The organism is Pseudomonas sp. YNh (genome assembly GCF_037993085.1).
Lineage (GTDB): Bacteria > Pseudomonadota > Gammaproteobacteria > Pseudomonadales > Pseudomonadaceae > Aquipseudomonas > Aquipseudomonas putida.
This window is the reverse complement of sequence record NZ_JBBMRJ010000032.1, coordinates 54547-75843: the sequence shown is the minus strand read 5'-3', so window position 1 is coordinate 75843 and position 21297 is coordinate 54547. Positions and strand designations below refer to the sequence as shown.

20 protein-coding genes and 2 tRNA genes are annotated in these 21297 nt (G+C 62.2%); 4 read left to right on the top strand and 18 right to left on the bottom strand.

Annotation, left to right across the window (positions count from 1 at the left end):
• Positions 1-134: 134 nt before the first annotated feature.
• A tRNA-Ala gene (locus WF331_RS24660) sits at positions 135-210 on the bottom strand.
• A 281-nt stretch (positions 211-491) separates the two neighbouring features.
• Positions 492-1973 (bottom strand): glutamate--tRNA ligase, encoded by a 1482-nt coding sequence (gene gltX, locus WF331_RS24655; protein ID WP_016500878.1) that lies wholly within the window; start codon positions 1971-1973, stop codon positions 492-494.
• Between the two features lie 143 nt (positions 1974-2116).
• Here gltX and WF331_RS24650 point away from each other — a divergent pair, with 143 nt between their 5' ends.
• On the top strand, positions 2117-3172 hold the full coding sequence (locus tag WF331_RS24650) for an HlyD family secretion protein (RefSeq protein ID WP_340623377.1): 1056 nt from the start codon (positions 2117-2119) through the stop codon (positions 3170-3172).
• Positions 3173-3221: 49 nt separating this feature from the next.
• Complete coding sequence (locus tag WF331_RS24645) at positions 3222-4712, top strand: MDR family MFS transporter (protein WP_274138232.1); 1491 nt, start codon at positions 3222-3224, stop codon at positions 4710-4712.
• A gap of 122 nt (positions 4713-4834) precedes the next feature.
• On the opposite strand, the gene uvrB is transcribed toward WF331_RS24645, so the two are convergent.
• Complete coding sequence (gene uvrB, locus WF331_RS24640) at positions 4835-6850, bottom strand: excinuclease ABC subunit UvrB (protein ID WP_049276563.1); 2016 nt, start codon at positions 6848-6850, stop codon at positions 4835-4837.
• Positions 6851-7137: 287 nt separating this feature from the next.
• Between uvrB and WF331_RS24635 the strand changes: the two genes are divergently transcribed.
• A complete protein-coding gene (locus WF331_RS24635; RefSeq protein ID WP_284363744.1) occupies positions 7138-8334 on the top strand; it encodes an amino acid aminotransferase in 1197 nt (398 codons plus the stop codon).
• Positions 8335-8397: 63 nt separating this feature from the next.
• A tRNA-Asn gene (locus tag WF331_RS24630) sits at positions 8398-8473 on the top strand.
• Positions 8474-8531: 58 nt separating this feature from the next.
• Here WF331_RS24630 and WF331_RS24625 read toward each other — a convergent pair.
• From WF331_RS24625 to fabD, 15 genes are all read right to left on the bottom strand, one after another.
• Entirely contained in the window at positions 8532-8933 is a 402-nt protein-coding gene (locus WF331_RS24625) for a cupin domain-containing protein (RefSeq protein ID WP_016500883.1), read from the bottom strand.
• Positions 8934-9141: 208 nt separating this feature from the next.
• Entirely contained in the window at positions 9142-9702 is a 561-nt protein-coding gene (locus tag WF331_RS24620; RefSeq protein WP_016500884.1) for a DUF1285 domain-containing protein, read from the bottom strand.
• Between the two features lie 10 nt (positions 9703-9712).
• Complete coding sequence (locus WF331_RS24615; RefSeq protein ID WP_016485497.1) at positions 9713-10318, bottom strand: DUF4823 domain-containing protein; 606 nt, start codon at positions 10316-10318, stop codon at positions 9713-9715.
• Positions 10319-10384: 66 nt separating this feature from the next.
• Complete coding sequence (locus WF331_RS24610; protein WP_016485496.1) at positions 10385-11353, bottom strand: GTP 3',8-cyclase MoaA; 969 nt, start codon at positions 11351-11353, stop codon at positions 10385-10387.
• Positions 11354-11460: 107 nt separating this feature from the next.
• Complete coding sequence (locus WF331_RS24605) at positions 11461-12096, bottom strand: TetR/AcrR family transcriptional regulator (protein WP_016485495.1); 636 nt, start codon at positions 12094-12096, stop codon at positions 11461-11463.
• A 245-nt stretch (positions 12097-12341) separates the two neighbouring features.
• A complete protein-coding gene (locus tag WF331_RS24600; RefSeq protein ID WP_340623376.1) occupies positions 12342-12611 on the bottom strand; it encodes a hypothetical protein in 270 nt (89 codons plus the stop codon).
• Positions 12612-13216: 605 nt separating this feature from the next.
• Positions 13217-13999 (bottom strand): TatD family hydrolase, encoded by a 783-nt coding sequence (locus tag WF331_RS24595; protein ID WP_041167825.1) that lies wholly within the window; start codon positions 13997-13999, stop codon positions 13217-13219.
• Between the two features lie 30 nt (positions 14000-14029).
• Positions 14030-15016, bottom strand: a complete 987-nt coding sequence (locus WF331_RS24590; protein ID WP_174371555.1) for a DNA polymerase III subunit delta' — start codon at positions 15014-15016, stop codon at positions 14030-14032.
• Positions 15009-15641 (bottom strand): dTMP kinase, encoded by a 633-nt coding sequence (tmk, locus tag WF331_RS24585; protein ID WP_016500889.1) that lies wholly within the window; start codon positions 15639-15641, stop codon positions 15009-15011. The genes WF331_RS24590 and tmk overlap by 8 nt, the downstream gene beginning before the upstream one ends.
• Before the next feature lie 9 nt (positions 15642-15650).
• Complete coding sequence (mltG, locus tag WF331_RS24580) at positions 15651-16841, bottom strand: endolytic transglycosylase MltG (protein ID WP_284399549.1); 1191 nt, start codon at positions 16839-16841, stop codon at positions 15651-15653.
• Between the two features lie 4 nt (positions 16842-16845).
• Positions 16846-17661 (bottom strand): aminodeoxychorismate lyase, encoded by an 816-nt coding sequence (gene pabC / locus WF331_RS24575; RefSeq protein WP_174371556.1) that lies wholly within the window; start codon positions 17659-17661, stop codon positions 16846-16848.
• On the bottom strand, positions 17661-18905 hold the full coding sequence (fabF, locus tag WF331_RS24570; protein WP_012271164.1) for a beta-ketoacyl-ACP synthase II: 1245 nt from the start codon (positions 18903-18905) through the stop codon (positions 17661-17663). The genes pabC and fabF overlap by 1 nt, the downstream gene beginning before the upstream one ends.
• 189 nt (positions 18906-19094) lie before the next feature.
• Positions 19095-19331 (bottom strand): acyl carrier protein, encoded by a 237-nt coding sequence (gene acpP, locus WF331_RS24565; RefSeq protein ID WP_016500892.1) that lies wholly within the window; start codon positions 19329-19331, stop codon positions 19095-19097.
• Positions 19332-19533: 202 nt separating this feature from the next.
• Positions 19534-20274: a 3-oxoacyl-ACP reductase FabG gene (fabG, locus tag WF331_RS24560; RefSeq protein ID WP_016500893.1), complete on the bottom strand. Its 741-nt coding sequence runs from the start codon at positions 20272-20274 to the stop codon at positions 19534-19536.
• 15 nt (positions 20275-20289) lie between these two features.
• Positions 20290-21228 (bottom strand): ACP S-malonyltransferase, encoded by a 939-nt coding sequence (gene fabD, locus WF331_RS24555; protein ID WP_016500894.1) that lies wholly within the window; start codon positions 21226-21228, stop codon positions 20290-20292.
• Positions 21229-21297 lie beyond the last annotated feature (69 nt).

Here is a 21297-nt window from a genome sequence, read left to right as displayed (position 1 = left end):
GGACTCGAACCCCTGTTACCGCCGTGAAAGGGCGGTGTCCTAGGCCACTAGACGAAGGGGACGAACCTTCTTACCTTCAAGACCCGGTTGCTGGACCCGGTCTTGCTTGCCAGCCGTGGCTGACAAGCGGAATTTGGTGGAGCTAAGCGGGATCGAACCGCTGACCTCCTGCATGCCATGCAGGCGCTCTCCCAGCTGAGCTATAGCCCCACAATGTCGCTTTGAACTGAATCGCTGGCTGGGTGGCTGGCGTTTCGTTTTCGTTCATCGCTGTGGACGGGGCGCATATTAAGATCGGATTGCAGGGCTGTCAAACGAAATTTTGAAAATATTCAAAAGTTTTTTCACAGATAACAATCACTTACCGCCCTGCCCCGGTTTTTCGGGCTTCAGCTGGGCCTGTGGGAGCGGGCGTGCCCGCGAGTGCGATGGTAGATCAAACACCGCATTCGCGGGCACGCCCGCTCCCACAGGTTAGGTGTAATGCTGAATCAGGCGATGGAAGCCAGCAGCTTTTCCCACTCTTTGTTTTCTTTCTTCGACACACCACCCAGCAGGTCCAGGGCCTGGCGCAGACGGTAGCGGGTCAGGTCGGGGCCGAGGATTTCCATGGCGTCCAGCACCGACACCGAGCTGGCCTGGCCAGTAATGGCGGCGAACATCAGCGGCATGGCATCACGCAACTTCAGTTCCAGCGCCTCGACCACGGCCTGAATGCAGCCGGTGATGCGCTCTTTTTCCCACTGGCGCAGGCTTTCGAGCTTCCACAGGATCAGCTGGATCACCTGGCGCACCTGGTCGGCCGACAGTTTCTTGCTTTCGAACAGCTTGGCATCCAGCTTCAGCGCACCTTCGAAGAAGAACCCGCCCAGCGGGGCAACCTGGCTGAAGGTCTCGACCCGGCCCTGCACGTGCGGGGCAATCTTCATCATGTAGTCGCTGTTGAATGCCCACTTCTGCAGGCGTGTGGCGAATTCCTCGACCGGAAGTTCGCGCAGCCACTGGCCGTTGAGCCAGGACAGCTTCTCGATGTCGAAGATCGGGCCACCCAGCGAAATACGCGACAGGTCGAAGTGCTCGACCATCTCGTCCAGCGAGAACTTCTCGCGCTCGTCCGGCATCGACCAGCCCATGCGGCCCAGGTAGTTGAGCATCGCCTCAGGCATGAAGCCCATGCGCTCGTAGAAGGTCACCGAGGTCGGGTTCTTGCGCTTGGACAACTTGGACTTGTCCGGGTTACGCAGCAGCGGCATGTAGCACAGCTTGGGCTGCTCCCAGCCGAAGTATTCGTACAGCTTGATCAGCTTGGGCGCCGACGGCAGCCACTCTTCGCCACGCAGGACGTGGGTGATGCCCATCAGGTGGTCGTCGACCACGTTGGCCAGGAAGTACGTCGGCAGGCCGTCGTTCTTCATCAGCACCTGCATGTCCATGCGGTCCCACGGGATTTCGACATCGCCACGCAGCATGTCCGGCACCACGCAGATACCTTCGCTCGGCACCTTCATGCGGATCACGTGTGGCTCGCCAGCGTCCAGGCGGCGCTGCACTTCCTCGGCGCTCAGCAGCAGTGCGCGGCCGTCGTAGCGCGGGGTTTCACCGCGGGCCTGTTGCTCGGCACGCATCTGCTCCAGCTCTTCGGCGGTGCAGAAGCAATAAAAGGCGTGGCCGGCGTCAACCAGCTCCTTGGCATACTTCGCGTAGATCTCGCCACGCTCGCTCTGCCGGTACGGGCCGTGCGGGCCGCCCACATCCGGGCCTTCGTTCCATTCGATGCCGAGCCAGCGCAGGGCGTCGAAGATCTGCTGTTCCGACTCGCGCGTGGAGCGCAGCTGGTCGGTGTCTTCGATGCGCAGGATGAACTCACCGCCGTGCTGCTTGGCAAAGCAGTAGTTGAACAGGGCGATGTAGGCAGTGCCGACATGGGGGTCGCCGGTAGGCGATGGCGCGATACGCGTGCGTACGGTGGTCATGGAAGGTCTCGAACTGAAGATGAAACAAAGGCGGGATGTTAGCAGGAGGCAGGCACCGGGCTCCAGCAATGGCGCGAACGTCACTTGTCGACAGGCCCTGCGGCACTGTTAAATTTGCTTACATTTCTGGAACGATAGTCCCCATGCCTGCCCAACTCAAACGCCGCCTGGCGATCTTCTTCACCCTGGTGGCCATCATCGCCCTCGCCTTCCTGGCCCACTGGTACTTCAAGGGCCGCTTCTACGAGAGCACCGACAACGCCTATGTACAGGGCGAGATCACCCGTATCTCCAGCCAGCTGGGCGCACGTATCGACGCGGTGCCGGTCGAGGACAACCAGCACGTCAACAAAGGTGACCTGCTGGTACGCCTGGAAGCGGCAGACTTTGACCTGGCGTTTGACCGCGCCCGCGCCACCCTGGCCACCCGTGAAGCGGAATACGCACAGGCACAAAGTCGCCTGACCCAGCAAGGTAGCCTGATCGCCGCCGGGCAGGCTCAGGTGGCTGCCAACCAGGCCACGTTCGACCGTTCTCGGGTGGACCTGAGCCGTGCCGAAAAGCTGCGCAAACCAGGTTTCATATCCGAGGAACGGGTCACCACCCTGTCGGCAGACAGCCATGTTGCCGGCTCTCAGGTCGACAAGGCCCGCGCCGACCTGCAAAGCCAGCGCCAGCAGGTGAATGCACTGAACGCCGACCTCAAACGCCTCGATGCACAAATCGCCAACGCACGCGCCGACCTGGCCCAGGCCGAGCTGAACCTGACCCGTTGCGAAATCCGCGCGCCGATCAGCGGCACCATCGGCCAGCGCAATGCGCGCAATGGCCAGGTGGTGCAGGCCGGTGCCTACCTGCTGTCGATCGTGCCCGACGAAGACATCTGGGTGCAGGCCAACTTCAAGGAAACCCAGATCGGCCACATGCAGCCCGGCCAGCGCGCCGAGCTGCTGTTCGACAGCTACCCGGACACCCCCATCGAAGGCCGGGTAAACAGTGTGTTCGCGGCCTCGGGGGCGCAGTTCAGCCTGCTGCCACCCGATAACGCCACCGGCAACTTCACCAAGGTGGTGCAGCGCATCCCGGTCAAGCTAACCTTCAGCGCCGACAACCCGCTGCATGGGCGCATCCGCCCCGGCATGTCGGTGACCGCCACCATAGACCTGCGCAGCGAGAGCGAAGGCCACGATGGCCGGTGACCAACTGCTCAGGCCCAGCGACGAGCCTACCCGGCGCGACTGGATCGCGGTGATGAGTGTGATGCTCGGCGCGTTCATGGCGGTGCTGGACATCCAGATCACCAACTCGTCACTGAAGGACATTCAGGGTGCCCTGTCGGCAACCCTGGAAGAAGGCTCGTGGATTTCCACCTCGTACCTGGTGGCGGAAATCATCATGATTCCGCTGACCGCCTGGCTGGTGCAACTGCTGTCTGCCCGGCGCCTGGCCGTGTGGGTTTCCGGGGGCTTTCTGCTGTCGTCACTGCTGTGCTCGATGGCCTGGAACCTGGAGAGCATGATCCTGTTCCGCGCCCTGCAAGGCTTTACCGGCGGCGCGCTGATCCCACTGGCGTTTACCCTCACGCTGATCAAGCTGCCCGAACACCACCGCGCCAAAGGTATGGCGATGTTCGCCATGACCGCCACGTTTGCCCCCTCCATCGGCCCCACCCTGGGCGGCTGGCTGACCGAGAACTGGGGCTGGGAGTACATTTTCTACATCAACATCCCGCCGGGCCTGGTGATGATTGCCGGCCTGCTGTACGGGCTGGAGAAGAAAGACGCGCACTGGGAACTGCTGAAAAGCACCGATTACGCAGGCATCGTCACCCTGGGCCTGGGGCTGGGCTGCCTGCAGGTGTTTCTTGAAGAGGGGCACCGCAAGGACTGGCTGGAGTCGCACCTGATCGTCGGCCTGGGCAGCGTCGCCCTGGTCAGCCTGATCACCTTCGTCATCCTGCAGTTCTCCAAGCCACACCCGCTGATCAACCTGCGCATCCTCGGTAACCGCAATTTCGGCCTGTCGAGCATCGCCAGCCTGGGCATGGGCGTAGGCCTGTACGGGTCGATCTACCTGCTGCCGCTGTACCTGGCCCAAGTGCAGGGCTACAACGCCTTGCAGATCGGCGAGGTGATCATGTGGATGGGGGTGCCGCAGCTGTTTCTGATCCCGCTGGTACCACAGCTGATGAAAGTGGTGTCGCCCAAGCTGCTGTGCGCCCTGGGGTTCTGCCTGTTCGGCGCCGCCAGTTTCGGCTCGGGGGTGCTCAACCCGGACTTTGCCGGGCCGCAGTTCAACCATATCCAGATCATCCGCGCCCTCGGCCAGCCGATGATCATGGTGACCATTTCACTGATCGCCACGGCTTACATCCAGCCGCAGGACGCGGGGTCGGCATCGAGCCTGTTCAATATCCTGCGTAACCTGGGCGGTGCGATTGGCATCGCCTTGCTGGCCACGCTGCTGGATGCGCGGACCAAGGTGTATTTCGACTACCTGCGCGAAGCGGTAGTGCCGAGCAACCCGCAGGTGGCGGAACGGCTGGCGCAACTGGCCGAGCGGCTGGGCACTGACAATGCGGCGCTGGGCAAGTTGAGCGAGATCACCCACCAGCAGGCCATGATCATGGCGTACAACGACGCGTTCCACTTTGTCGGGATCGGGTTGGCAGTGAGCATGGTGGCAGTGTTGCTCACCCGCAAGCTGCCGGAAGGGTTGAAGGCTGGGGAAGCTCACTAGCTTGTGCTGGGCCTATCGCCGGCAAGCCAGCCCCCACAGGTACCGGGCAAATTTTGAATGCAGCGGCACACCTGTGGGAGCTAGCTTGCCTGCGATAGGGCCAGTTCAGCCACCCAAAGGGATCAGCTGGTAATCAACCGCTCGCGCAGCTGGGTAATCTCGTCGCGCAGCTGCGCCGCAGCTTCGAACTCCAGGTCGCGGGCGAGCTGCATCATCTTCTCTTCAAGCTGCTTGATACGCTTGGTGATCTCGCCCGGCGTACGCAGCTCGGCCTCGTAACGGGCGCTCTCTTCTGCCGCCTTGGCCATGCCCTTGCGCTTTTTGCTGCGCGCACCAGGCACGGTGGCGCCTTCCATGATGTCGGTGATGTCCTTGACCACGCCCTTGGGCACGATACCGTTGGCTTCGTTGAAGGCGACCTGCTTTTCACGGCGTCGCTCGGTTTCATCAATTGCCCGCTGCATCGAGCCGGTGATGTTGTCGGCGTACAGGATGGCCCGGCCATTGAGGTTACGCGCAGCGCGGCCGATGGTCTGGATCAGCGAGCGCTCCGATCGCAGGAAGCCTTCCTTGTCGGCATCGAGGATCGCCACCAGCGAAACCTCCGGCATGTCCAGGCCTTCGCGCAGCAGGTTGATGCCCACCAGCACGTCGAAGGTGCCCAAGCGCAGGTCGCGGATGATCTCTACCCGCTCCACCGTGTCGATGTCCGAGTGCAGGTAGCGCACCCGCACATCGTGGTCGGCCAGGTAATCAGAAAGGTCCTCGGCCATGCGCTTGGTCAGCGTAGTGGCCAGCACCCGCTCGCCCAGCGCCACGCGCTTGCGGATTTCCGACAGCAAGTCATCCACCTGGGTCAGTGCCGGGCGTATCTCGACCTGCGGGTCTACCAGGCCGGTCGGACGCACCACCTGCTCCACCACGCGCCCGGAATGCTCGGCTTCGTAGGGGCCCGGGGTAGCGGACACGAAGATGGTCTGCGGGCTGACATCCTCCCATTCGTCGAAGCGCATCGGCCGGTTGTCCAGCGCCGAGGGCATGCGGAAGCCGTATTCGACCAGTGTTTCCTTGCGTGAACGGTCGCCCTTGTACATGGCACCGACCTGCGGAACGCTGACGTGTGATTCGTCGATCACCAGCAGTGCATCGGCTGGCAGGTAGTCGTACAGAGTGGGTGGTGGCGCACCGGCCGGGCGCCCGGACAGGTAGCGCGAGTAGTTCTCGATGCCGTTGCAGTAACCCAGCTCCATGATCATTTCCAGATCGAAACGGGTGCGCTGTTCCAGGCGCTGTGCTTCTACCAGCTTGTTGGCCTTGTGCAGGTACTCCAGGCGCTCCTTCAACTCTTCCTTGATGCCCTCCACGGCCTCCAGCAGGGTTTCCCGCGGGGTAACGTAGTGGCTCTTGGGGTAGAAGGTGAAGCGTGGCAACTTGCGGAAAACCTCGCCGGTGAGCGGGTCGAAGGCGGCGATGTTCTCCACCTCGTCATCGAACAGTTCGATGCGGATGGCTTCAAGGTCCGACTCGGCCGGGAAGATGTCGATCACATCACCGCGCACGCGGAAGGTGGCACGGGCAAAGTCCATTTCGTTGCGGGTGTACTGCAGGTCGGCCAGCCGGCGCAGCAGTGCGCGCTGGTCGAGCTTGTCGCCGCGGTCCACATGCAGGACCATTTTCAGGTAGGACTCGGGGCTGCCCAGGCCATAGATGCACGACACGGTGGTGACGATGATTGCATCGCGCCGCTCCAGCAGCGCCTTGGTCGCCGACAGGCGCATCTGCTCGATGTGGTCGTTGATCGAGGCGTCCTTCTCGATGAAGGTGTCGGACGACGGCACGTAGGCCTCGGGCTGGTAGTAGTCGTAGTAGGAAACGAAATACTCAACCGCGTTGTTGGGGAAGAAGGCCTTGAACTCGCCGTACAACTGCGCGGCCAGGGTCTTGTTCGGCGCCAGTACGAGGGTCGGGCGCTGCACCTGGGCGATGACGTTGGCGATGCTGAAGGTCTTGCCCGAACCGGTCACGCCGAGCAGCGTCTGGTGCGACAGCCCCGCCTCGATGCCTTCGACCATCTGGCGGATGGCCTCGGGCTGGTCGCCGGCTGGCTGGAAACGGGTGACGAGCTGGAACTCGGACATGTTTGACCTCGCGGTGTTGCAGCAACTGTAAATTTAGCCAGTAGTCTATACCCAAATGCGGCTATCCGGGGGCGCTTTCAAGGCCGGGCTGTGAGCGCTTGTTACAGTGGACACGGCAATTAGACCAATGGTCGAAAAATATTTGCGCAAATAGCCGGAAAAGCTGTGCCAGAGTGTCGCAGTGACCGGGCGGTATCACTATACTGACTCCCCGTTTGTGCACCGCTTCAGTGCATTCGGCTGGAGCGTGTACGTCCTATCACTCTCCAATCAGAGCCAAGGTAACAATGAGCCTGTTTTCCGCTGTCGAGCTGGCACCCCGCGACCCTATCCTGGGCCTCAACGAAGCATTCAACGCCGACCCACGTACCGACAAGGTCAACCTGGGCGTTGGCGTGTACTGCAATGAGGAAGGCCGCATTCCGCTGCTGCGCGCCGTGATCGAAGCCGAAACCCAGCGTGCCGCCCAGCACGCCTCGCGCGGCTACCTGCCGATCGACGGCATCGCCACTTACGACAGGGCCGTGCAAAAACTGATCTTCGGCGCCGAGTCGCCACTGCTGGCCGCTGGCCGCGTGGTCACCGTGCAGGCCGTTGGCGGCACCGGCGCGCTGAAGATCGGCGCCGACTTCCTCAAGCGCCTGTCGCCCAATGCCGTGGTTGCCATCAGTGACCCGAGCTGGGAAAACCACCGCGCACTGTTCGAAACCGCCGGTTTCCCGGTACAGAACTACCGCTACTACGACGCGCCTAGCAACGACGTCAACCGTGCCGGCATGCTCGAAGACCTGAACAACCTGCCGTCCGGCTCGATCGTCGTGCTGCATGCCTGCTGCCACAACCCGACTGGCGTCGACCTGGGCCTGGACGACTGGAAGAACGTCCTGGAAGTGGTCAAGGCCAAGGGCCATGTGCCGTTCCTCGACATGGCCTACCAAGGCTTTGGTGACGGCATCGCCGAAGACGCCTTCGCCGTGCGCCTGTTCGCCGAGTCGGGCCTGGACTTCTTCGTTTCCAGTTCGTTCTCCAAGTCGTTCTCGCTGTACGGCGAGCGCGTTGGCGCACTGTCGATCGTGACCGGCAACAAAGACGAAAGCACTCGCGTGCTGTCGCAGGTCAAGCGCGTAATCCGCACCACCTACTCCAACCCGCCGACCCACGGCGCGACCATCGTCGCTACCGTGCTGAACAGCGACGAACTGCGCCAGATGTGGGAAGCCGAGCTGGGCGAGATGCGCCAGCGCATCCACGGCATGCGCCAGCAAATGGTCAGCCTGCTGGCTGAATATGGTGCCAAGCGCGACTTCAGCTTCGTTGGCCGCCAGGCGGGCATGTTCTCCTACTCGGGCCTTACCGTTGAACAAGTGGCGCGCCTGAAGAACGATTTTGGCATCTACGCGCTGGACACCGGCCGCATCGCGGTTGCCGCGCTGAACCAGAGCAACATCCACGTGGTGACCAAGGCCATCGTCGAAGTGCTGTAACTTATTGATTTGCCTGGGAGAGGCTTGACATCTCCCGGGCAATCAGTAACATATGGCGCAGATTCCGCGATAGCTCAGTCGGTAGAGCAAATGACTGTTAATCATTGGGTCCCTGGTTCGAGTCCAGGTCGCGGAGCCAAACATTGAAAAGCCCCCGGGTGCGCAAGCAACCGGGGGCTTTTTGCATTGCATCGGATTTACTGGCCCAGCGGCTCGGTCACTGGCTTGCCCTCGTCCACCAGGCTCCAGACCAGCAGCTTGGCGGGCTGGGTCTTGCTGGCATTGCGTGACACGCTGTGCACGGTGCCTGGCGCCTCGTACCAGTACTCACCGGCCTTGTAGGTCTTTTCCGGATCGTTGTTGAGCTTCGACACCACTGCCCCCTCCAGAACGTAGGCCATCACTGCGCCGGGGTGCTGATGCGCGGGCGATGCCTCGCCAGGGGCGTAGCTCACCGTAAGCATGACAGCCGTTTTGCCCGGGGCGTTCGAGGGTTGTTGCTGCTGCAGGACTTTGACCTGGTCGGCTACGTCGCCGTGGGCCCAGGCGGGGGCTTGGGCGGCGAGCAGGGCAAAAAGGACGATGGCCAAGGGTTTCATGGCGGGCTTCTCCTGGATGGCTAATGCCAGCAGGTTAGGCCTTCGTTGGCTGAAGACAAATGGCCAATTCGAGGTAAAAGCAGGGGGCCGATCTTACCTGTGCCGCCCTCTTCGCGGGCACGCCCGCTCCCACAAGCTCATTCGCCACAGGTGCTGTACCTGGGGAGCGGGCATGCCCGCAAAGAGGCCGGTACAGGCAACCAAGAGCTCAGCTGCTACGCCCAATCGGGTAGAACACGCCCTGGCTCCAGACCCCCAGCCATTCCTCGCCGTCGATTTCACGCGCCACCGCCAGCTCTACCAACTGATAGAAAACATTGCGGTGAATCAGCGCCTCAAGGTTGCTGCGCATCAGCACATAGGGCGATGGCTCCTGCGTCACCGGGTCGATCACTACCCGCAGGGGATTATCCGGCCCGGCGTCAACCTGGTCCTCGACATTGCTGGTGAAGCGTAGCACCTGCTGCTCCCCCTCCCCCAGCACCTCCAGCGCCACGGCCACGAATGGGGCATCGTCGACGCGGATGCCAACCTTTTCTACCGGGGTAATCAGGAAGTAGTCATCGCCATCGCGGCGAATGATCGTGGAAAACAACCGCACCATCGGTTTGCGCCCGATCGGCGTGCCCAGGTAATACCAGGTGCCATCGCGGGCAATGCGCATGTCGATGTCACCGCAAAAATCCGGGTTCCACAGATGCACCGGCGGCAGGCCCTTGGCCTTGGGGATCTGTGCCAGAAGATCATTGGCCTTGCCGGAGTCACTCATCACGCCTGCCTCATTCGCTCATACCCAGAAGGCTACGAGCGTACTCGCGCATCGGCGCACCAAGCAAATCCTCCGGGGTGTTGTCGTGGAACGTCAACAAACCGCCACGGCTCTTGATGCGTGCGGTGTCGATCAGGTAGCGGGTATTGGTTTCGATCAACATCATCTGCACCACGCCAGTGTCCCACCCCAGCCGGTCGACGGCCTGTTCGTCATACCACTCATCGCCATTGCCGATGCGGTCGTCGGTACGGGCGAAGCGGGTGTACAGGACGTAGTCGGCACCCACCGAGCGTGCCTGGGCAATGGCGTCTTCCAGGCCCAATGGGCCTTGGGCGCGGCGCACCAACGGGAAATACTCGACAAAGCTCTTGAACGCCTCGTCAGCCACCGCGTTCTGCCGTGGCACCGGCCCCTTGCCCGGCGGCACGAATGCGCCCTGGCCGATGAAAATGAACGAATCGGGCTGCAGGCGGATCGACAGGGTACGCCGGGTATCGCTGTGGTCCAGCAGACCGGCATCGCTCATGTGATAGCGGACGCCTTCGCCCATATCGCTGACATTCATGCAGCCGCCCAGCGCCATCAGCGCCAGCAGCAAGACCAGGCTACGCATCTTTCCTCCAGTGGCCGGCGACGAAAAACCGGCGAATAGCCGGCGGATGCAGCTTTTGCGCCAGCTTCAGCCGCCAATCACCTTCATCACCATCACATCACCGGAAAACGCCAGGTCCTGCTTGTCTGCCAGCGCCTTGACCAACAGGCGCTGCAGGGCCGGCAGGGCCTGATGACGCGGCTTTTCCAGCAGGTCACCGACGAAGTGGCGATTGCTCGAAGACAGGCAGCCATGCAACCAGCCCGTGGAGGACAGGCGCAAGCGCGAGCAGGTACGGCAAAACGGCACGCTCTCGTTGGCGATGATGCCAAAGTGGCCAATGCCCGGGATTTCATAGCGCAGGGCTGTAGCGTCCAGCGGCGCATCGACCTGGACATAGGCATACTTGCCGCCGATCAGCGCCAGCAACTGGTCGAGCCCGACGAACTGCTGCACAAAGGCATTGTGCTCACGGGCCAGGTGGCCCATGCGCATGAGTTCTATGAAGCGCAACTCGAAGCCGCGCTCCAGGCAGTAATCCAGCAGCGGCAATACCTGGTCGAGGTTGTGCCCGCGCATTGGCACCATGTTCACCTTGATTCGCATGCCCAGCGCAGTGGCCTGCTCCATACCCGCCAGCACACTGGCCAGGTCGCCGCCCCGGGCAATGCGGCGGAAGGCCTGGGGGTCGAGAGTGTCGAGGGAAACATTCAGGCGTCGGATACCCGCCGCTTGCAGCTGGGGCAGTTTGCGCGCCAACAGCTGGCCATTGGTGGTCAGCGAGATATCGTCGAGGTCGAGCTTGGCCACTGCGGCCAGAAAGGCATCCAGGCGCGGGCTGACCAGCGGCTCACCCCCTGTGATGCGCAGGCGCTCGATACCAGCCGCTTCGATCAGGTAAGCCACGCCGCGGGCCAGGGCATCTGCCGATAGTTCGTCTTGCGCCGCCACCAGGCGTTTGCCGTCGGGCACGCAGTAGGTGCAGGCATAATTGCAAGCAGCCGTCAGGCTGACACGCAGGTTGCGAAAGCGCCTGCCTTGACGATCGACAATCATGAATGACTCCGGCATGGATGATAAGGGGCAGGCGAAACCTGACTCATAAATCAGGTTTTTGCAAGCCCCCGCACCCTGCCGGTTCCAGCGTCAAGTGACGGAAAGCTTCAGTTCGTCGGTTCCGGATCGCGTTTGCGTTTGTTGCCCATGCGCACACCGATGTCCATCAGGAACTGGAAGAAACCTTCCTGATCCTCAAGCACATTGCTCCAGAACGGCGAGTGGTACAGCGCAACGGCGCCGTGCACCAGCGCCCAGGCGGCGCAGTAATGGAAATACGGCGGTACGTCTTCGAGCTTGCCTTCGCTGATGCGGCCCTTGATCAGCTGAGTCAGGCGATCGAAGTTGGAGGCACGGATACTGTGCAGTTGCTCGACCATTTCCGGCACCTGGTTGCCCTTGACCACCTTCTCTTCCAGGCGATCGAACAACCGGTAACGTTGCGGGTCGCGCATGCGGAACTCGAAGTAGGCGCGTGACAGGGCTTCCTTGTCACGGTCGACGTCGGCCGAGTGCAACAGTTCGTTCAGGTCGCGCTCATAGTCGAGCATCAGGCGCAGGTAGATTTCCGCCTTTGACTTGAAATGCTTGTAGATCGTGCCTTTGCCGATACCCACGGCGTCGGCGATCATTTCGACAGTGACGCTGTCCTCACCCTGTTCGAGAAACAGCTTGAGCGCGGTGTCGAGGATTTCCTGTTCGCGACGGCGAAACTCACGGACCTTACGAGGTTCTTTCTGCATGGGAAGGACTGGATGACAATCGAAGCGGTTTATTATGCCTAACTTGCAAGAAATTGCACGGATCATCCACGCATGTCTGTGTTTCACCATGCTTACTGCCATGCGCTGCGGAAGGATTGAAACCTCGGCGTATTCCAAATTTGTTTAAAAAACGACCAATATAGGGTGGCACTGCGCCAAACCTGACCAATACTTGAAGTGTTGGCGCGGCGCATCCCCCCCAAGTGGCGCGCCGATAAAGGTGCTCAGGGACCGCGTACCTTTGTTTTACTCCTAATGGTCTTAACCCGGATTCCCCCCCCAGAACCCGGGTTTTTTTTGCTTGCGCGACGGGTCGCACAGCGACCCGCACTCCCCGCTCGATGTTTGTGCTGTACCGTGCCTGTGATCTTGATCTTGATCTTGATCTTGATCTTGATCTTGATCTTGATCTTGATCTTGATCTTGATCTTGCTTTTGATCTTCGCGACTTCAGGAGGCCGAACGCAGGCCTTGCGAAGGGAGGTGACGGGCATGGATGCCCGTCAAGCGCTGGGCCCCAGGATGGGGCCTGCAGCGCGGTCCTCCCGGGAGCAAGGCCGGAGTGAGGGAACCCCGGAGCGCAGCGCAGGGGCCGGATGATCGGAGCGCAGCGTTTTTTGGTTACTTTTTGTCGCGTTTGACAAAAAGTGACTCGCCGTAAGGGCGAAAAGGTGAGTCAGCGTCGCCATCGCAAATGGCCTTTGCGCGAGCTAAAAACCACCACTGTTTCGCTTTTCGCTTGAAGGCGTGGGCATCAACAATGAGGTCAACATTCATTTCAAAGGTGGCGCGTAGTCACCTTTCCGCCCTTACGGCGGGTCCCTTTTTGTCGTGGCAAAAAGGAACCAAAAACCGTCCGCTCCCATCATCCGGCCCCTACGCTGCGCTCCGGGGTCCCCTCGCTCCGGGCTTGCTCCCGGGAGGACCGCGCTGCAGGCCCCATCCTGGGGCCCAGCGCTTGACGGGCATCCATGCCCGTCACCTCCCTCCGCAAGCCCTGCGCTCGGCCTCCTGAAGTCGCAATCTGTGTCGCCTGAGCTACCGCGCGCTTAGAAGCCAAAGCAAGTGCAAGTGCAAGTGCGCTCAGGCTCATGCGCCATCAAGCCACCCGTGCCAACGGGAACAACCGCTTGAAGTTGGCAGTAGTCTGCTCAGCCAGTTGCTCATAACTGGCGCCCCGCAACGAAGCCACATACTCCGCCACTTCCCGCACATACTGTGGCAAGTTCGGTTTGCCACGGTACGGAATGGGTGCCAGATACGGCGAATCGGTCTCGACCAGCAAACGATCGACCGGCACCTGCCGAGCCACTTCACGCAGGGCATCGGCATTGCGGAAGGTAACGATGCCAGACAGCGAGATGTAATACCCCAGGTCCAGCGCGGCCTTGGCCATCTCCCAGTCTTCGGTGAAGCAATGCAGCACACCAGCCTGCGGCAGGTTGACCTCGCGCAATAGTGCCAAGGTATCGGCGCGTGCCGCACGGGTGTGCACGATGACCGGCTTGCCGGTCTGCCGCGAGGCTTCCAGGTGCAGGCGGAACGAAGCCTGCTGCAGCTCGGCAGCTTCCGGCTCATAGTGGTAATCCAGCCCGGTTTCACCTATCGCCACCACATGGGGGTGGGCCAGCTCGCGCAGCAGCCATTCCAGCGCTGGGGTTTCACCCGGTGCCAGGTCCAGCGGGTGCACACCCACCGAGCAATCGACATCGGCGTACTGTTCGCTCAACGCCTTCACTGCACCGGCGTTTTCGGCACTGACGCCAATACACAGAAAATGACCGACCCCGCGCTCACGGGCCGCCTGCAAGGCAGCATCGAGGGAGCCCTGGTGGGCACTCAGGTCAAGACGGTCAAGGTGGCAATGGGAATCTACGAGCATGGGATAACGGCACACATGAAAAAATGAAAATCAGCGGGTACCCGGCAGTTGCAGCCAGTGAGCCAGCAACGATTCGAGCAGCAGGGCGCGGTTGAGGTTGGCCTTGCCCAGCACCTTCTGGCGCTGCTCCAGGATCCAGGCCTGCACCTCCAGCACCTTGGCCTGGCGGCTCTTCTGCGCCAGGTATTGCACCACCTTGCGCATATCAGCCAAGCCTAACCCCTCCTCGTCCTGGGTCAACTGGTAGCGCAGGATCAGATGCGACCAATCGCAGAACCAGTCGAACAGCAACAGCAGTGGCACGCCGTTCCAGGCATCGGCCAACTGGCTGGGCGATTGCTGCTGCTTGATCAGCTTCTTCACCCCGTCAGTAACCAGCGCACGTTGCTCGCGCACACCTTGTGCCTGCAGGCTGACCGCCATCAATGGCGAACCGGCGGCCAGCGTCAGCAGCTCGTCGCGCTCGGCCTCGTCACTGTCAGGCAACGCACCGGCCAGCCAGGCCTGGCTCTGGGCCAGGCTTGGCTGCGGGCACGCCACCTGCTGGCAGCGGCTCTTGATGGTCGGCAACAAGCGGCTGGGCTGGTGCGTGACCAACAGCAGCACCGTATCGCCAGATGGCTCTTCGAGGCTTTTGAGCAGCGCGTTGGAGGCGTTGACGTTCATCGCCTCGACAGGCTCGATCAGCACCACCTTGCGCCCGCCCAATTGCGCGGTTTGCACCACGAACGCCACCAGCTCGCGCACCTGGTCGACCTTGATCGGCTTGTCGGCCTCTTCAGGCTCGAGCACAAAGTTGTCCGGGTGGCTACCGGCCTTTAGCAACAGGCAGGACTTGCACCCGCCGCAGGCATCCAGCCCTTGGGGCTGCTGGCACAGCAGGCGGGCCATCAGGCGCTCGGCCATGGCCCGCTTGCCGATACCCTGCGGCCCGTGCAGCAGGTAGGCGTGCGCGTGCTGGCTGCGGCCGGCCAGCTGCTGCCAGAGGGCCTGCTGCCAGGGGTAGGCGTCAGCCACGGCAACGCTCCACAATCGCCGGCAGCAGCGCATCGATGGCGCGCTGCACGGCTTCCAGCGTTTGCGCGGCATCGAGCAGGCTGTAGCGCTGCGGCTCGCGCTGGGCGCGCTGCAGGTATGCCTGGCGCACCGCTTCGAAAAACGCCTGGCCTTCTTGCTCGAAACGGTCCAGGCGGCCGCGGGCGGCAGCACGGGCCAAGCCCACTTCCACTGGCAGGTCGAAGACCAAGGTCAGGTCCGGGCGCAGGTCACCCTGGACAAATTGCTCCAGAGTAGCGATGCGCTCGACCGACAAACCGCGCCCACCGCCCTGATAGGCATAGGTGGCGTCGGTGAAGCGGTCACACAGCACCACGGCGCCGCGGGCCAGTGCCGGGCGGATTACCTGCGCGAGGTGTTGCGCGCGCGCCGCGAACACCAGCAACAGCTCGGTGTCGGCCGCCATGCTTTCATCGGTGGGGGCCAGCAGCAGCTCGCGCACTTTTTCGGCCAGCGGCGTACCACCGGGCTCACGGGTCAGCACTACATCCAGGCCCTGCTCGCGCAAGCGCGCAGCAAGGTAATCGCGGTTGGTGCTCTTGCCCGCGCCTTCGGGGCCTTCCAGCGTAATAAACAAGCCGCTCACAGGCAGTCCTTAATGTTGTTCGTCAGGCGTCGGCCGTTCGGCCGCTTGCGCACCACCTGCAGGGGCATCCTGCGCAGGCGGCGCTTCGGGTGCTGGCTGTGCAGCCGGCTCGTCAGTTGCAGGCACCTGGGGCTGGGCGTCGTCAGTACCCGGCTGTGCCTCTTGCTGCGGCGCAGGGCTGGAGCGGTAGTCGGTACGACGTTTGAGCTGGAACTCGCGCACCGCCGAATTATGGTCGTCGAGGTCGTCGGAGAACACATGGCTGCCATCGCCGCGGGCGACGAAGTACAGGCTGGTGCCATCGGACGGGTTGAGCGCCGCGTGAATCGCTTCGCGGCCGACCATGGCAATCGGGGTGGGCGGTAGCCCTGTCATGGTATAGGTGTTGTAGGGCGTCGGTTCGCGCAGGTCGGCGCGGGTAATCCTGCCGTTGTAACGCTCACCCATGCCGTAGATCACCGTCGGGTCGGTCTGCAGCATCATGCCCAGGCGCAGGCGCCGTACAAATACGCCGGCAATCTGCCCACGCTCCTGGGGGATACCGGTTTCCTTTTCCACCAGCGAGGCCATGATCAGCGCCTGGTACGGGTCGCGATACGGCAGGTCGGTGGTGCGCTCGGCCCACTCCTTTGCCAGCACTTCGTCCAGGCGCATGTAGGCCTGCTGCAGCAACTCGACATCGCTCATGCCACGCACGAAGCGGTAGGTGTCCGGGAAGAAGCGCCCTTCGGGGAACACGCCGGTATGGCCGAGCTTGTCCATCACTTCGGAATCCGACAGGCCGTCCAGGGTGTGCTTGATCTTTTCATGCCTGGCCACAGCCGAGCGCACCTGACGGAAGGTCCAGCCTTCGACCAGAGTGAGGTTGTACTGCACTACATCGGCCCGGCGCCATGCGTCGAACAACTGTTCGACCGTCATGCCAGGGGTGAGGCGGTATTCGCCGGTGTGCAGGGCGGTGCCAGCCATGTTGAAGCGCCAGTACAAGCGCAACCAGACAGCATCGTCGAGCAACCCTTCTTGTTGCATGCGGTAGAACATGCGGTTGGGGTTGGTGCCATTGGGCACGTCGAGCAGGCGCTCCTGCGTCACGTGCAGGGGCTGCTCCAGGACCGAGTTGACCTTCCAGGCCGACCAGCCAAGCGCCAGCCCGGCAATGATCAAGCCCATTTCCAGCAGTAGCAGGAATTTACGTCTCACGAATTCAGGTTTCCAGTAACGTACGGGCAACGGCCTGCAGTTTACGGGTGAGCGGGCCAGGCGACCAGTTTAGCGCGGCTACGCCCCGCACGGGCCAGATGCCGTAAACGCTATTGCAAACAAATACTTCATCTGCCTGCTCCAGCGCGTCAAACGGCAGGTCAGCGACCTGCGCCGGGATGCCCAGCACCGCGGCCTGTTCCAGCAATGCAGCACGCATCACCCCGGCCACACCACAACGTCTGAGGTCGGCAGTGAACAGCACGCCATCGCGCACCAGGAACAGATTGCTGTACACCCCTTCGATCACCCTGCCCTGCCCGTCACGCATCAGGCCCTCGGCATGCTCGCTGTCCTGCCATTCTGCACGGGCCAGCACTTGCTCCAGGCGGTTGAGGTGTTTGAGGCCGGCCAGCAGCGGTTGTTCCCCAAGCCGGGTCTGGCAAGGAAACAAGCGCACGCCGTGCTCGGCATGCTCCACAGGATAGCTGGGTAACGGGCTGCCCTGCAGGATTCGCCGTGGCACGGCACCGGCAACCGGCGCATAGCCACGCTGGCTGTCACCACGGGTAAGGATGAGTTTGGCTACACCTTCACCGAGCTGGCTGGCATAGCGCAGGAGCTCGTCGCGCACCAGCGCCATGTCGGCACTGATCGCCAGGCGCTGACAACCCAGCGCCAGGCGTGCGAGGTGGCCGTCCAGCAAGCTAGGCTGGCCACCGCGCACGGCAATGGTCTCGAACAGGCCATCGCCGTAGGCCAGGCCGCGGTTCTGCAGGTTGACTGCAACCGAGGGCTGGCCATCGACCCAGCTGTGCATCAACCGGCGAACCGGCGGAACACCAGCGAGCCGTTGGTGCCGCCAAAGCCGAACGAGTTGGACAACACCACGTCGATCGGCATGCTGCGCGCCTGGTGCGGCACGAAGTCGAGGTCGCAACCTTCGTCCGGTTCGTCCAGGTTGATGGTGGGCGGGGCCATCTGGCTGTTGATCGCCAGCACACTGAAGATCGCTTCCACCGCGCCTGCGGCGCCCAGCAGGTGGCCGGTCATCGACTTGGTCGAACTGACAGCCAGCTTGTAGGCATGCTCGCCGAACACGCGCTTGATCGCGGCCACCTCGGCCACGTCGCCCGCAGGGGTCGAGGTACCGTGGGCGTTGATGTAGCTGACCTCTTCCGGCTGGATACCGGCATCGCGCAAGGCGTTGGCCATGCAGCGGGCAGCGCCCTCGCCGGTGTCGGGTGGCGAAGTCATGTGGTAGGCGTCGCCGCTCATGCCAAAGCCAACCAGCTCGGCATAGATTGTCGCACCACGGGCCTTGGCGTGCTCCAGCTCTTCGAGCACCAGGGCACCGGCACCGTCGGACAATACAAAGCCATCACGGCCCTTGTCCCATGGGCGGCTGGCCCGGCTTGGCTCGTCGTTGCGGGTGGACAGCGCACGCGAGGCACCGAAGCCGCCCATGCCCAGGCCACAGGCAGCCATCTCCGCGCCACCTGCAATCATCACGTCAGCTTCACCGTAGGCGATATTGCGCGCGGCCATGCCGATGCAATGGGTGCCAGTGGTGCACGCAGTGGCAATGGCGTAGTTAGGCCCCTGCAGGCCCAGGTGGATCGACAGGAACCCGGAGATCATGTTGATGATCGAGCCCGGCACAAAGAACGGGGAAATGCGACGCGGCCCCGAATCGTGCAGCGTACGGCTGGTTTCCTCGATGTTGGTAAGGCCGCCGATCCCCGAGCCCATGGCCACGCCAATGCGCTCACGGTTGGCGTCGGTGACCTCCAGGCCGGCATTACGCACCGCCTGGAATCCGGCCGCCAGGCCGTACTGGATGAACAGGTCAAGCTTGCGGGCCTCTTTGGCCGACAGGTATTGCTCGACCTCGAAGCCTTTCACCGAGCCGCCAAAACGGGTGGAGTAGGCAGACAGGTCCGTGTGTTCGATCGGACCAATGCCACTGCGGCCAGCCAGAATGCCCTGCCAAGTGCTCGGTACATCGGTACCCAGTGGCGACAGCATACCCATACCGGTGACCACGACGCGTCTACGCGACACAGTACTCTCCTTTTCTAATAACAGAGTCTCTTGCGATTACATTCAAGCGCAGGAATGGAATGGCAACAGGCTCTTGGTGCGCGGTCAGCGAAGCCGGCTCGCCCCAAAGCAGCGCGTTCGCAAAGAAAAAACCGCACGCCGGCAAAGGCAGTGCGGTTTTTCTCGTCAAGAAGCGACGACTACAGTGTCTTAGGCCTTGTGGCTGTTGACGTAGTCGATAGCTGCTTGAACGGTAGTGATTTTCTCGGCTTCTTCGTCAGGGATTTCGGTCTCGAATTCCTCTTCCAGAGCCATCACCAGCTCAACGGTGTCAAGCGAATCGGCACCCAGGTCATCGACGAAGGACTTCTCGTTGGTCACTTCCTCTTCCTTCACGCCCAGTTGCTCGGCGACGATTTTCTTGACGCGTTCTTCGATGTTGCTCATACCTAGGTTTACTCCTAATGGATATATGTCAGGCAGCTGGCCGGTGGCCAATTTTATAGAAAGACGTTCGCTTTTCAAGCTAAACGCACCTTCAAACCAGTCACCGCACCCGCCGCCTGGAATCTGGTTGCAGCTTTATAACGGATTTTAGGCTCGCAGTATGACTCTTTTTTTACGAAATCCGTCACATTGAGTTGCAGTGTTACATGTACATCCCGCCGTTGACCGGCACGGTAGCGCCGGTCACGTAGGCCGCACCGTCGGACGCCAGGAACGAAACCACCTTGGCGATTTCATCAGCCTGGCCCAGGCGGCCCAGCGGAATCTGGGTTTGCAGGGCTTCACGCTGCGCTTCTGGCAGTTCGCGGGTCATGTCGGTGTCGATGAAGCCCGGAGTCACCGAGTTTACGGTGATGCCACGCGAGCCCACTTCACGCGCGAGGGCGCGGCTGAAGCCTTCCAGGCCAGCCTTGGCGGCGGCGTAGTTGGCCTGGCCAGCGTTACCCATTGCACCGACGACCGAGCCGATGCTGATGATACGACCCCAACGTGCCTTGGTCATGCCACGCAGCACGCCCTTGGACAGACGGTAGAGGCTGTTCAGGTTGGTGTCGATCACGTCGAACCACTCGTCGTCCTTCATGCGCAGCATGAGGTTGTCGCGAGTGATACCGGCGTTGTTGACCAGGATGGCCGGCGCGCCAAACTGTTCGGCGATGGCACCCAGAACAGCTTCAACGGATTCGGCGCTGGTCACGTTCAGCTCCATGCCGGTGCCGGTGATACCGTGCTCTTTCAGGGTGGCAGCAATGCGCTCGGCGCCGGAGGCCGAAGTGGCGGTACCGATCACGGTCGCGCCCTGGCGGCCCAGCTCGAGGGCGATGGCCTGGCCAATGCCACGGCTGGCGCCGGTGACCAGTGCAACTTTACCTTGCAGGCTCATGCAAGCTTCTCCAAATCAGGCCAGTGCCGCGCGGGTGGCGGCAACGGCGTCAGGGGTATTGAGGTTGTAGGTGGTCACGCCGTCGGCGCAACGCTTGTTCAGGCCAGCCAGGACCTTGCCCGGGCCGCACTCGACCAGGTTGACTGCACCGTTGGCAGCCAGGGTCTGCACGCACTCGACCCAACGCACAGGCTGGTACAGCTGGGCCAGCAGGTCATGCTTGAGGGCATCGAGGTCGGCGGCAATGGCAGCGGTGACGTTCTGCACCACCGGAATTTGCGGCGCCTTCCATTCGATGGCATTGACCGATTCGGCAAAGCGCTCGGCGGCCGGCTTCATCAGGGCACAGTGCGACGGGACGCTGACCGCCAGCGGCAGGGCGCGCTTGGCACCTTTCGCCTTGCACAGCTCCATGGCCCGATCTACCGCAGCCTTGTTACCTGCGATGACCACCTGGCCTGGCGAGTTGAAGTTGACGGCGCTGACCACTTGGTCTTCTGCCGCCTCGGCGCAAATTTCTACCACCACGGCGTCGTCCAGGCCAAGGATTGCAGCCATGGCACCGTGACCTGCAGGCACGGCCTCCTGCATCAACTGACCACGGCGCTCGACCAGGCGAACGGCGTCTTTCAGGCTGATGCTTTCAGCGGCAACCAAGGCACTGTATTCACCCAGGCTATGACCGGAGACGAAGGCTGGCGCGGCGCCGCCTTCCGCCAGCCACAAGCGCCACAGCGCGATGGACGCGGTGAGGATGGCCGGCTGGGTCTTGTCGGTCTGGTTGAGTTGCTCTTCCGGGCCTTCCTGGATCAGCTTCCACAGGTCGTAACCGAGTGCGTCGGAAGCTTCCTTGAAGGTTTCGATGATCACTGGCTTCTCGGCGCCGAGCTCGGCGAGCATGCCCAGCGACTGGGAACCTTGACCGGGAAAGACAAATGCGAGGGATGCAGACATTGAACAAGCCCTTATGATCTTTTCGTCGGATAGGGTGCGCCAGGCCGCAGGCCAGGCGCGGAATCTGAA